This window comes from Glutamicibacter sp. FBE19, from assembly GCF_015524875.1.
GTDB lineage: Bacteria > Actinomycetota > Actinomycetes > Actinomycetales > Micrococcaceae > Glutamicibacter > Glutamicibacter halophytocola.
Window position 1 is genome coordinate 122,053 of record NZ_JACKQN010000007.1, and the last position, 12,162, is coordinate 134,214.

General features: G+C 58.5%; 9 protein-coding genes. 3 read left to right on the top strand and 6 right to left on the bottom strand.

The genetic code is table 11. From position 1 onward, the window contains the following. Positions 1 to 2: 2 nt before the first annotated feature. On the bottom strand, positions 3 to 1,259 hold the full coding sequence (locus H6F58_RS12400) for a polysaccharide deacetylase (protein ID WP_195181877.1): 1,257 nt from the start codon (positions 1,257 to 1,259) through the stop codon (positions 3 to 5). Positions 1,260 to 1,483: 224 nt separating this feature from the next. Between H6F58_RS12400 and H6F58_RS12405 the strand changes: the two genes are divergently transcribed. Genes H6F58_RS12405 through H6F58_RS12415 form a run of 3 tightly spaced genes read left to right on the top strand, consistent with a single transcriptional unit; the run spans position 1,484 to position 6,957 of the window. Further along, complete coding sequence (locus H6F58_RS12405; RefSeq protein ID WP_146277722.1) at positions 1,484 to 2,944, top strand: DUF3375 domain-containing protein; 1,461 nt, start codon at positions 1,484 to 1,486, stop codon at positions 2,942 to 2,944. Continuing rightward, a complete protein-coding gene (locus H6F58_RS12410) occupies positions 2,941 to 3,627 on the top strand; it encodes a DUF4194 domain-containing protein (protein WP_195181878.1) in 687 nt (228 codons plus the stop codon). Before H6F58_RS12405 ends, H6F58_RS12410 begins: the two co-directional genes overlap by 4 nt. 3 nt (positions 3,628 to 3,630) lie before the next feature. Further along, complete coding sequence (locus H6F58_RS12415) at positions 3,631 to 6,957, top strand: ATP-binding protein (protein ID WP_195181879.1); 3,327 nt, start codon at positions 3,631 to 3,633, stop codon at positions 6,955 to 6,957. Positions 6,958 to 7,035: 78 nt separating this feature from the next. Here the strand turns inward: H6F58_RS12415 and H6F58_RS12420 are convergent, their stop codons facing one another. From H6F58_RS12420 to H6F58_RS12440, 5 genes are all read right to left on the bottom strand, one after another. Continuing rightward, positions 7,036 to 7,368 carry a DUF6176 family protein gene (locus H6F58_RS12420; RefSeq protein WP_195181880.1) on the bottom strand — a complete coding sequence of 111 codons (333 nt, stop codon included), beginning with the start codon at positions 7,366 to 7,368 and terminating at the stop codon, positions 7,036 to 7,038. Positions 7,369 to 7,469: 101 nt separating this feature from the next. Further along, positions 7,470 to 9,965 carry an ABC transporter permease gene (locus H6F58_RS12425; protein ID WP_171919430.1) on the bottom strand — a complete coding sequence of 832 codons (2,496 nt, stop codon included), beginning with the start codon at positions 9,963 to 9,965 and terminating at the stop codon, positions 7,470 to 7,472. A gap of 3 nt (positions 9,966 to 9,968) precedes the next feature. Next, positions 9,969 to 10,718 (bottom strand): ABC transporter ATP-binding protein, encoded by a 750-nt coding sequence (locus H6F58_RS12430; protein ID WP_060700735.1) that lies wholly within the window; start codon positions 10,716 to 10,718, stop codon positions 9,969 to 9,971. Positions 10,719 to 10,860: 142 nt separating this feature from the next. Beyond that, a complete protein-coding gene (locus tag H6F58_RS12435) occupies positions 10,861 to 11,787 on the bottom strand; it encodes a cation diffusion facilitator family transporter (RefSeq protein WP_146277718.1) in 927 nt (308 codons plus the stop codon). A 2-nt stretch (positions 11,788 to 11,789) separates the two neighbouring features. Then, positions 11,790 to 12,161 (bottom strand): metalloregulator ArsR/SmtB family transcription factor, encoded by a 372-nt coding sequence (locus H6F58_RS12440; protein ID WP_060700733.1) that lies wholly within the window; start codon positions 12,159 to 12,161, stop codon positions 11,790 to 11,792. Position 12,162: the final 1 nt, after the last annotated feature.

Below are 12,162 nucleotides of genomic sequence, written 5' to 3' on the forward strand. Positions count from 1 at the left end.
GCTCATTTCCTGGCCGGGTCGATGACTTTTTCAACGTCGAAGAAGGAACCCAGGACCGGGCGGTCGCCCCTTTCTTCCTTGGCAAATTGCAGCCCGTCAACGTTGATGCGCATTTGGCGCTGATAATCTGAGCGCTGCTGCATCCAGGATTCTGTGGTGCCGTCCACGCCATAGAAGTACCTGAACCCTTGTTTCTTCAGGTACTCATAGCGGGGACCCGAGTATTCGCTGGTGTGCGCTATGTCAGAGCCAAAAGGATAAATGAACTGGTCTGTCGCTCCAACGATCGGTTCAACCTCTTTTTTCCAAAGCTTGGTATCGCGTTCCAGCCGCCCCATGCTGACCGTTCCGGTCTGGATGTGGCCCCATGAATGCGACGCGAAGACCCAACCGGTTTCCTTCATGGATTTTGCGATCGCAGTAGCCTTTTCCTGATCTTCTTTCAGATTCTTGTTATTCGGATACTGGCTCTCAGAGGTGCGGTAGCCGAACACGCCGTTATAGCCGGTCATTGCTACCAAACCTCGTGCTCCGCGATAGGTGAAGTCCGGGTGCTTGTTGATGAAGTCGTCAACCATCGTGGTCACGTCGTAGGCACCGATGTGTTTTTTACCGGCAGCATCGACATATTCGTTGCGGACTTTGCCATCTTTGTCGAGCACCAGCTTGCTGGCGAAGCCATCGCCTTCCATATATTCGTAGTAGCTGACATCATCAACGGAAAGCACCAGGGGCTTTTTGCCTTTGGGGAGCATGATCTTTCGATATTCCATCTTCTTCTGCTTATTGAGGCCAGCGAAGTCATGCGGATTGACCAGTACATAGTCTTTTGCATAAAGCGATGAAAGGATCGCGGAAAATTCCTTTTGGGTCACCATGTAGTCTTCGTATCCAGCAGAACTGCTTTCCTTGTCGAAGGCGCGGTCGGTGTCCACAATGAGCGAGTGGAAAAACAAGTGCGGAATTTTATCCGGCTGATCCCACGCCGTGGTGTGTTCTTTCTCGTCTTCGAGTCCGGCGACCATTGAAGACAGGCTGTCGTCACTGTCTTTCTTGGCAAGTTTTATCGCGGCGTCATAGTCATAGCCATCAGCGAGCCTGTTGATTTCGGCTTTAACGCTGCTGACGCGCTGTTGTTCCTGTTGTGATTGCTCCGGTGCGGCAGAATCCGAGCTCGGGGTTTCCGGGGTGGTTTGCGCGCTACAGGCTGCCAACGCCATGGCAAGGCCGACGGATACTGCTAAGCGCAAGGACTTCATTGATTGCCCCCTCCGTGCATTCTGTCTTGGCTATGAGCTGACAGAAAACAGGTTGTCATCTTCATAATTCGACCCTACACAGAATGAGGTTTTGGCAACACCCCCGGCAACTGATTCTTTCTCAAGGACCGGGATTAACGGGCAGGAGCAATGGATTCACATTTACTGTTGAGGCCGATGATTTAGAATTGTTTAGTTAGGCGTCCTAAAGATCAAGGAAGTACATGCAGCCCTCGCACCGCGCGAATAGTTTGTGGCTTCAAGCTCAACAGTTCAAAGGCTCGGCAGCATATCGTCTTCTGACGGCCCAACCATGGGCGGTGGCCTTCATCCGAGCCGAGTTCACCGCCGATCGCTCCCGCGTAGCGCTAGAGCTGTTCCATGCTTCATTGGATTCGTTCTTGAAGCAGGCGCGTCAAAGCGACGAGCAGATTCCGCAGTCATACTCTGCCCAGGATTTTGCCGAGACCTGGGTCAAGCAAGGAATTCTCGCGCGGCCGCTGATCGATGGGCGTTTCGTTTATGAGCCCAGCGCGCAGACCCTGCGCACATTGCGCTTCCTCTCAGATTTTTCCACCGACGATTCCCACCTGAACTCCTCGCGATTGAACACCTTGCTTTCATCGCTGGAATCCCTGGTGCATGAAACGGACCCGGATCCTGAAGCCCGAATCCGCGCCTTGGAATCCCAGATCGCCCAGCGCCAGGCGCAAATTGAGCAGTTGCGCAGCGGGGACGATCCCGCGGTGCTCTCGCGCACAACAGCCTTGTCCGCAACGCGTTCGCTGTTGGACCTCGCCTCCAGCCTGCCTGCGGACTTCCGCCGCATGCGCGATGGCGTCCAAGACATGCTGCACTCCCTTCGCGAAGGCATCCTCGATGCTTCTACCGCCAAGGGCGTCGCGGTGGGCCAGGTGCTCGAAGCCGATCGCCAATTGCGCTCAACCGCTGAAGGCGAAACCTTCAGCGGATTCACCGAATTCCTGAATTCTCCCGATGCCCAGCAGCGCTTCCGTTCAGCATTGGCAGAAGTGCTCGAACGCGAATTTGTTGACGACCTCGATGCCACCGAGCGCCAGATCCTCACCAACCTGCTGCGCGAGCTGCGCCGGCAGGCGGCCGAAGTCCATGCTTCCTACGGCAAGCTTTCCGAATCCCTGCATGCCTTCGTCCAGTCCGAGGACTACAAGCAGGCGGAGCTTCTGCGCCAGGCTGTCAGGGAAGCCGAGCTGGCCATCACCAAGTCGTCGGCGCTCAAGCCGCGCAGCGGCCTGGCCCAGATGGATCTGTACACTCCGCAGCTGATAACGCTCTCCGGCTTGGGGATCTACGATCCTTCCGAACATGTTGCGCCTCCCCCGCTGGCCCAGGCACCGGAATTCAGCGAGGCCGACATTGTCCGCAGTCCCGCGACGCCACAAGCCAATATGCCATTGCTGCGCGAGTCGATTACCCGGCAGTTGAATCACGCGCCAGCCGGAGCAGTGCGCATGGATGAAGTATTCGCCGCTTTGGACGATGAGCATCGGCATTTGAATACCATTCGCGCACTGGTTGAGATCGGGCGCACCAATGGCGAATCGCTCAACGAGGCTGAATTGGTCAACATCGATTTCCAGCAACTTGATGGTTCCATGAGAACCGCCATCCTGCCCGCTTTAAGCTTCACGAAGGAGCCGCTATGACCACGAGCGATGCCTATGCCGCACCGATCGCCGAACCGCTGTTCGACGGTGATACCGGAAAATACTCCCTGCCGTTGCGCCAATTGCTGGTTCGCCTCTTGCGTGGACCCTACCTTGATGGCTCGGTGGATGCCTCCGCTTGGCAGCTCTTGCTTGATCAGCAGCAGACGATCACCGATTACTTCTCGGAGATCTTCTTGGCGTTGACCATGGATATGGACCGCAAAATTGCGATGCTGTCCCCGGTCCAGATTGACCAGGTCCACACCGCGCCGATCGCGCCTCGCCGTCCGCTGAAACGCGATGAAACCCTCTTGGCCCTGCGCCTGCGGCTTTTGCTGGAGCAGAACTCCGGCAGCGGCAGCGACGCGGTGGCCTCACGGGCCACCATGCACGAGATCCTGGCCGAGCACCGTCAGGCCACTGACCGTGATGACAAGCGATTTGCCGAATCCTGTGATGCCGCCATCTCCCGTCTGCAATCCCTGCGATTGCTGACCAGCACCGAGCTGGAGAACGAATTCCGCATCTCTCCGGCGTTGGCCATGGCACTGCCGCTGAGCAGCATTCAAGACATTCCGCGCTACATCGCGGCGATTGATGCCAACGAGCCGGCTTTTAACCTTTCGCCCGACGACAACGATGAACTTGCTGAACAGTCCCCCGAGTTGGTGCAGGAGTAACCGATGAGCATTGAAATGACTCTTCCGCTGGGCGGCGCGATCAACCCCGGCCAGCATCGCCTCAGCCGGGTGCAGATCGTTAACTGGGGCACCTTCCATGGACTGCACGACCTGTCCGTGGACCGGGCCGGGACACTGGTCACCGGGCACCCCGGTGTTGGCAAATCCACCCTGTTCGACGCCATGGGCCACGTATTTTTCGCGACTCCCCGCCTCAATGAATCAGCTAACGACGCGGCCACCCGCGAAGACCGGCGCACCACCTTCTCCTATATGCGCGGACGCCAATTCAAGACCAGCGAAGGCACCGTTTACCAGCGTCCGGGGGCCACCTGGAGCGCCATCATCCTCAGCTACGAGGACGGCATGGGCAATACGGTGACTGCCGGGGCCGTTTTTGATCTGCCCGATGCTGGGCTGGAAGGCCAAGTTTCCAAGCACTACCTGTTGTGCGAAGGCAAGGTGGATATTGCTGAGCTGGAGAACCACGGGCCGCGTCGCTTCACCGTCTCCTCGCTATCCAAGGCGCTAGCTCCCACCGAAGCCTTCGATACCCACAAGGCGTTTATTGAGCGTCTTCGCCGCCGCCTCGGGGTGGAAAGCGATAAGGCCTTTGCCTTGTTGCGCACCTTGCAGAACGGCAAGGGCCTGGCCAAAGGCGTCAACCAGTTCTTCCGCCATGAAGTTCTCGAAGAACCGGCAACACTCAAAGCCGCCGCGGCGGCAGTTGAGGACTTCGCGCACCTTCGCGGCATCTATCGCCAATTGGACACCGCCCGTGCCCAGCGTGACGCGCTGGCCGAGGTTCCCCAGCAGGATCTGGCCTACCGCCAGTTGGCCGAGAAAATCACCGAAACCCGCCACCTGCTGGACAGCGACGTGCAGGCCCTGGAAGCCCAGGTCCGCCAGCTGGTGATGCGCAATGATCTCTCCTCCCACCAGAGCGAACTAGCTGCCCTGCAGATCGAAGAAGGGGAACTTCGAGCGCGCAAGGAGCAGCTCGATGACCAGTTGCAGTCCTTGGAAGCGGCGCACGATTCGGCCGGTTCCGCCTCGCTCATGCTTCTGGAGCGCGAGGCCGATGTTGCTCGAAAGGCGCTGAGCGAAAAGGAAAATGCCCTTCGCGCCCTGCAGCAACAGGCGACAGATGCTGGTTTGAGCTTTGAGTTCTCCGCCACCGGCTTGGATGAGTTGCGTGCCAATGCGGCCCGCACTTTGCAGCAGCTGTCTTCGATCACCCACGACGCGCAAACCGTGGAATATGAAGCCATGGCATCGCTGGTCAATTTGCGCAAGCGCGCCGAGACGCTGGCCGAGCAGATCCGCTCCTATCAACGCCGCGCCAGCAATATTGATGACCGGTCCATCGCAGCACGCCGGGCAATCGCTTCGGCGTGCTCGCTGAGCGAAGACCAGCTGCCTTTTGCCGGCGAGCTGATGGATGTTTCCGCTGATTCCTCGACCTGGCGCCTGGCCGCGGAGAAGGCCCTGCATTCCTTGGCCCGCACCCTGCTGGTGCCGGGCGACCTGCTGGGGCAGGTGACCCATGCTATCGACCAGCTTGATGGCCTGGGACGTGTTCGATGGATCGATATTTCCCAGCAGCCCAAGTCGGGTGCGGCGGGCCCGGCAGATCTGGTCACCAAGCTCGACTTTGCCCCAGGCGATGCGGGCAATTGGCTGAAGTCGAAGATCACCGCGGATTATCCGCTGGCTTGCGTGGATAACGATGCCGCCATGCATGTGCATCCCAAGGCCATCACCCCTGCAGGCACCATGAAAACCGGTGCCGGAACCTTTGAACGCGATACTCGCGGACTTCCGGCCTCCGAATACTTGCTCGGCTTCACCAACGAATCAAAGATTTCCGAGCTGCAGTCAAAGGCTGTGCGCTTGGAGGAAAAAATCGCCCAGGCACAAGCGTCTGCCGATGAACGCAGCGCCGCCAAGAACAAGGTGGTTGCCAAGTCGCTGCTGCTCAAGGCGATCATTGCCGACGAGCGCAGCTTCAGCCAATTGGATTCTTCCCCGGCTTTGGAAGCGTTGCGGCGTGGCGAGCAGAAGCTTGGCGATGCCCTGTCGCTCTCGGGTGATTCCTCGCGAGTGCGCCAGCAGATTGAAGCAGCCAAGGCCGAAGCGGAAAAACTTGTCGGCGACCTTGCACTGGTCCGTTCCCGCATCCGGGACCTGCAGCTCCAGGTAGAACGTGCTCAGCAGGTCCTGGCCACGGCACAGGAGCCGGCTGGCGATTGGGAGCAATCGATTCCGGCGCCATTGCGCCAGCATCAATTGCTCGGTCCGGTCCTTGACCAGGCCATTTCAGGCAAGTGCCCATCCAGTGAGCAAATCAGCGAGGCCTTCGCCGAGGTCAAGCTGCAGCTGGGAAGCCAGATGAACTCGCTGAACAGCCAGCACCAGGAAATTGGCAGCGCCCTGAGTGAAACTTTCCGTCGCTTTGCCCGTGATTTTGGCACCTCGCACGCCCAAACCCACGGTACCTCCGCGGAGGCAGCCGAGCACTACACGCAGCTGCACGATCAGATTGTTGCCGATGGCCTGCCGCACCACGAAGCGCAGTTCCGTGAATACTTCGCCAACCGCTCCTACGAGCGCTTCAGCGATCTGTTGCAGCTGCTTGATGAAGAGCGTCGCATGATCTCCGAACGCATCAAGCCGTTGAACCAGATTCTGGCCGAGGTGACGTTCGAGCATGGATCCATCCTGCGCCTGGAGGTCGAGAATTCGATTCCAGTGGAGGCCGGGAACTTCCGCAAGGAGTTGAAGGATGCCTTGCAGGAGGCCTACACGACCAAGGATGAAACGACCTTGGCCACGTCCTACCAGGCGCTGGAATCCCTCGTTACCGCCTTGAGCGATCCTTCACTCAACGCGTGGCGCTCCACGGTGCTGGATGTTCGTCAACACGTGGTCATCAGCTGCAATGAGCACAAGACCAATGGTGAAATCGAAACCGGCTTGGAACCTGGAACTCTGTCCGGTGGCGAGGGCCAGCGCTTTACTTCCTTCATCATGGGCGCTGCTTTGGCCTACCAGCTGGGCTTCGCTTCGGCGGGCTTCACTTCCTTCGGCACGGTGATGATCGATGAAGCATTCATTCAGGCCAATTCGGAGTATGCCGCTGCCGGTATACGCGCACTGCAGGAATTCGGCTTCCACCTCGTGCTTGCCGCGCCGGAAGACAAGATCGATCTGAGCCGGCACCTGGGGTCGATTACCGACATCATCAAGCACCCGGGATCCAATATCTCTGGCTTCGTGACCACCGGCCGTTCACCGGCCATGGCCACCACCATCACGCTGCGCAACTAGCGCCCCACCCGACATTAAAGGTCCAGTTCCCCTGTGAAGTGGACCTTTAATGTCGCGGTGCTGCATTCACTTCATGAGTCACTGAATGCGTTCAGGGATCATATTCACTCGAGGGCGCAGATCCTGCGGTGCGTAGTCGGGGTCAATGCATTCTTTCCAATACCTCAAGTGGGCCTTGTCGATCTCGTGATTTGAGTCCTTGGCCTCGACACCGTTCTCGCCTTGGATGCTGTACCAGTACAGGTACTCGACCCCGTCGATGCTTTCGCTAAAGATCGTTTCGACGTACATCTTTTCTTGCTCCAGGGTCTCAAGGACCACAGGCAAGCTGGAGTTAAGCAGTTCCATCCATTCGTTGGCCGAGGCAGTCTTTCCGGGAAGCACCCGGAACCGGGTGAGTTCCATGTTCATGGGGCCAATCTGTATCTGCAGCTGCAATTGCAGCGAAAAGGCCGGGCCCGGACAACAGGATTGCTGTTATTCCGGGCCCGGCCTTGAACACTACGCGGCTGTTACTCGGTTGCCAAGCCTTCTACTGGTGAAAGCCTTGCAGCCCGTCGCCCTGGGGTGATGGATGCCAGGAGCGCAGCGATCACGCTCACGGCAAGGACTGCTGCCAGCTGCCACCACGGGATGGAGTAGGTCAAGGTTCCCATGGATGCCAATGCCGACTGGGCACCCAGCAAGCCGTAGGCAACTCCGAGGACCATGCCGAGCAAGGCCGCGACACCACCGATAAGGACCGCTTCGGTGGCCAGCATGCTTTGCAGCTGCTTCTTCTTCAGGCCCAATGCCCGAAGCAGCGAGTTCTCGCGCGTCCGTTCAAGCACCGAGAGGCTGAGCGTATTGGCGACGCCAATCAATGCGATGAGCACCGCGACGGCAAGGAGCGCCGAAACAATGGTCAGAAGCACATCAATGATCTGCGTGAACATCGACTTCATGACTACGCCGCCGTCAATCATCGATGATTCAACGCCGGTGATGTCCGAAATTTCGGTCACCAGTTCATTGATCTGCGAGCCTGCGATACTGGAATCCACCTTGACGATGATTCCGGGGTATGAACTCGGATCCTTGATCTCCAAGGTTTTGAGGGTCTCATTGGTGATCAGGTTTCCTGAGAGCAGCGCGCCTGATTCTTTGACCTTGAGCGACTGTCCTGCGACCTCGATGGATTTCTGGTCGGTCTCCCACTGGGACAAGATCAGTTCGCCATTCTCGGGGACGACCTTCTGGTCCAGAACCGTCTTGGCGTACTCCTGCGGGTCAACAGCAATCAGCTGGATGTTGACCGGTTCGCCCATGTTTAGATCCGCATCGGCATACGAGCTGGTGAATGTCGAGGTAGCGCTGACGCCGTCAACGCCATCGATCGTCTTGGCCAGCTCTTCCGCTTTGGCTTTGCTGGTCGCTCCATCGTAGAACGAGACCATCATGTCCACGGGGTACTCGGCAGCTACCGAATTGTTCAGGCTGGCCTTGGCGGTCTGGCCGCCAACCATGATCATCGAAACCAGCGTCACGCCGATCAGCAAGGCAGTCGCCGTGGCCGTGGTGCGCCCTGGATTGCGCACCGCGTTCAATGCAGCCAGGCGGCGGGAAGTCGACTTGCCGGCAATCGCCTTGCCAATACCGGCGACGCTGCTCGGTACGAACAGCGAGGCGAGCATCAAGATCCCCGGGAAGGACACCAAGCCGCCCAGGAAGGCTACGACCAGATTCCCCTTGACTGCTCCGAAGACCAGCAGGCCAACACCGATGAGGGCCAACACCGCTCCAAAGACGATGCGCACAATGCCCGCGCGGTTCTTCACGCTGGCAGCGTCAAACGGGCGCAGAGCGGCCAGCGGCGCCAGCTTCATGGCCCGGCGAGCAGGCAAGCTTGCAGCAACAACCGTCATCAAGATGCCGACAGCAATTGGAACCGCGAGACCGACAGGGGTCATCGAGAGCGTTGCGTATGACATGGCAGGGACCAGGGTGTGCAGCAGCTGGATCAAACCAGCCATCAACGCGATGGCCAGCAAGACGCCAATCACCGATGCCACGATGCCAATCACGAGGGCTTCAATCAGTACCGAGCTGCGGATCTGCTTGCGCTTGGCGCCCAGGGTGCGAAGCAGCGCCAATTCCCGGGTTCGCTGTGCAATCACCACGGAGAACGTGTTGACTACAACCAGGCCGGTAACTACGAGCGCGATCAAAGCGAAAATAATCAGGATGATGCTCAGCTGGTCGGTGCCACCGGTCATCTGGGCCACTTCGTCAATAACCTTTTGATCCGCGGTGACCACTGCGACGTCAATTTTTTTCTGGTCTGCAAAGTAGTCTTGCAGGTCCTGCCGAACAGCATCAATGGAACCATCGCTATTGATGACGATGTCGCGGAATATGGCGCTGTCGCCGGCGAAGTGGCTCCATGCCTTTTCGCTCATGCCGCCCAAGGCGTAGGCGGAAGTCTGCGGGTTAGCCGAGGAACGCTGAATACCGACGATGTTGATGTTCTGGGTCTTCCCCTGGTCGTCGCTCAGGGCCACAACATCTCCGACGGAAATGCCCATGTCCTTGGCATGGGAATCATCGATGATCATCTCGTTGTTGGCCAGCGGAGCGCGGCCTTCGAGAAGTTCCATTCCACCCAGCCCCTGATTCGGGTCGACCGGCTGGATCTGAATGGTGTATCCATTATCCGCGGTATGCAGCTGGCCATAGGCGTAGCCCAAGCCATAGGCGGTAGACACTCCGGGAAGATTGCGAACGCCATCGATTTCTTTGGCGGTGAGCTCGGTTGTCTGGTCGGGGTCGGCGCTTGGGCTTGGATCCCAGTAGGCCACCAAGTCGGCGGACTTGTAAGAATCCCCCAAGGAATTCTTCAAGGTCGCCTGTGTTGACGAATTCACTGCCAGCGTTGCCGCGAGGAACGCGGTGCCGATGGCCACGGCAAGCACGACGGCGATATAGCGCCGGGCGTAGGTCTTGATATTGGAAAGTGCTACGTGCAGCATCGTTTACTCCGCCAATGAGGCGAGTGCCTCGGACACGGTAGCCACGGTTGGCTCCTCGATGGTTCCGACAATCGCGCCGTCTTTCATGAGCAGCACGGTGTCTGCGTAGGATGCTGCCACGGGATCGTGGGTCACCATGATGATGGTCTGTCCCATTTCGCGAGTGGAAGTACGCATCAGCGACAGGACTTCGGCGCCGGTTCGGGAATCCAAGTTGCCAGTTGGCTCATCGCCAAAGACAACCTCAGGGCGGGTGAGCAGCGCACGGGCTACGGCCACGCGCTGCTGCTGCCCACCGGAGAGTTCATGTGGCTTGTGGGTGAGGCGGTCGCGCAAGCCCAAGGCATTGATGACCGTGTCGAACCAGGCCTTGTCGTGCTTCTTGCCAGCCAGGGACAGGGGCAGCAAGATGTTGTCTTGCGCGTTGATGGTGGGGACCAAGTTGAACGACTGGAAAACGAAACCAATCTGTTCGCGGCGCATCTCGGTGAGCTGATCGTCGCTGAGCGAGAGCAAGTTCTTGCCGCCGATGATGATTTCGCCGCTGTCTGCCGAGTCCAGGCCAGCCAGGCAATGCATCAGGGTTGATTTGCCGGATCCGGAAGGACCCATGATGGCAGTGAAACGAGAACGTGCGAACGAGACATCGACGCTGCGAAGAGCCTCAACCCGGGTGGTGTCATGTCCGTAGGTTTTGGTCAGCCCACGAGCGGCGACCGCATGGTCAGTTTTTGGCAGGGTTTCAGAAGTCATACCAAAAGAATATAAATTCCCTAGCCAGATGGGCATCCACCAACAGGCTTGACTTGATTAGGCAGCGCATCATACTCAGGTATGACCCAGCCCCGGCAAAACTAAACCACAGGTTATCCGCCGGGTTTTCCAGCCGCCCTTGCTAGCAGCCGTGCTGGTGCTCGGTGCTTTGATGCGAGGATGGCTCGATCTGAAACGTCGAATGCTCAATGCTGATCGGGAAGTGGTCGGCCACGCAATTTTGCAGGTTCTTCAGCAGGTCTCCCGCGATTCCAGCCGAGAACGTCGAATCCTCGACCACCACATGGGCGGTGAGCACCGGCAGGTTCGAGGCTATCTGGCTAGCGTGCAGGTCATGCACGGCAATGACACCGGGCTGGTTCTCCAGGTGCTCGCGCACCGCAATGAGATCCAGCCCTCGCGGCGTGGATTCCAGCAGAATATGAGTCGTTTCGCTCAACAGCTTCATGGCACGTGGAACGATCAGGGCGCTGATGACCAGGGCAGCAATCGAGTCTGCTGCCATCCATCCGGTAGTTGCGATGACAACGGCGGCAACGATAACTGCCACCGAGCCCAATGCGTCATTTACAACTTCAAGGAACGCTGCGCGCATATTCAGGTTGTTCTTGCGTCCCGCGGAGATGATCCACATGGAAATGACATTTCCCAGCAAACCGATCACGCCAAAAACGAGCAGGCCTGTTGGCTGGATTTCTGTTGGCGTGAATAGCCGGCGAACGGCATCGATGGCAGCGTAGATGCCGACTGCGAGCAGCAGCGCTGATTGCAGTGTTGCCGAGAGCACTTCGGCGCGCCGGAATCCCCAGGTTCGCTTGGTGGTGGGCTTGCGCGCAATCAAATTGGCCGCGGTGAGCGCCAGCAGCAGCCCGAGGGTATCGGTCAGCATGTGTGCCGCGTCGACGAGCAAGGCTAGCGAGCTAGTGACAATGGCCCCGATGATTTCGGCAATGAGAATGGCTGCCGTGATGCCAAAGGCCCAGGCAAGTCGAGAGCGGTTGGCCTCCGAATGATCGTGGGAGTGGCCGTGCGAATGATCGTGGCCCATGGCTACACCTCTACTTGCTGGCTTGAGTGCGCTTCTTGCCAGTGATGCGCCTGCGATTGGTTTGGGACGATTAGCTGTGCCAAGGTGAGCAGCTGGTCCAAGTACTCGGCCTGCCCCAGTGCGTAGATGCTCGCCCGCCCCTGGCTCCGGACAGTGACCAGATCAGTATCACGAAGGCAGGCAAGATGGGCGCTGACCGTGCTCTGGGCCAGCCCTAGATGATCGGTCAGTTCCCTGACCTTGTGTTCACCGGTTTTCAGATGTTCAAGGATCAGCAACCTTGTCGGGTCAGCGAGGGCATGGAAGAGCGCAGCTTGCCGCATCTTGCCGTCGCGATCCAGCAAATCATCGCTTCTAGACTCTATCATCGCCATA

What these genes read in the sequence shown, in the direction of transcription:
- H6F58_RS12400 (WP_195181877.1), bottom strand. Translation starts at nt 1,259, where the DNA reads ATGAAGTCCTTGCGCTTAGCAGTATCCGTCGGCCTTGCCATGGCGTTG.
- H6F58_RS12405 (WP_146277722.1), top strand. Translation starts at nt 1,484, where the DNA reads ATGCAGCCCTCGCACCGCGCGAATAGTTTGTGGCTTCAAGCTCAACAG.
- H6F58_RS12410 (WP_195181878.1), top strand. Translation starts at nt 2,941, where the DNA reads ATGACCACGAGCGATGCCTATGCCGCACCGATCGCCGAACCGCTGTTC.
- H6F58_RS12415 (WP_195181879.1), top strand. Translation starts at nt 3,631, where the DNA reads ATGAGCATTGAAATGACTCTTCCGCTGGGCGGCGCGATCAACCCCGGC.
- H6F58_RS12420 (WP_195181880.1), bottom strand. Translation starts at nt 7,368, where the DNA reads ATGAACATGGAACTCACCCGGTTCCGGGTGCTTCCCGGAAAGACTGCC.
- H6F58_RS12425 (WP_171919430.1), bottom strand. Translation starts at nt 9,965, where the DNA reads ATGCTGCACGTAGCACTTTCCAATATCAAGACCTACGCCCGGCGCTAT.
- H6F58_RS12430 (WP_060700735.1), bottom strand. Translation starts at nt 10,718, where the DNA reads ATGACTTCTGAAACCCTGCCAAAAACTGACCATGCGGTCGCCGCTCGT.
- H6F58_RS12435 (WP_146277718.1), bottom strand. Translation starts at nt 11,787, where the DNA reads ATGGGCCACGATCATTCGCACGGCCACTCCCACGATCATTCGGAGGCC.
- H6F58_RS12440 (WP_060700733.1), bottom strand. Translation starts at nt 12,161, where the DNA reads ATGGCGATGATAGAGTCTAGAAGCGATGATTTGCTGGATCGCGACGGC.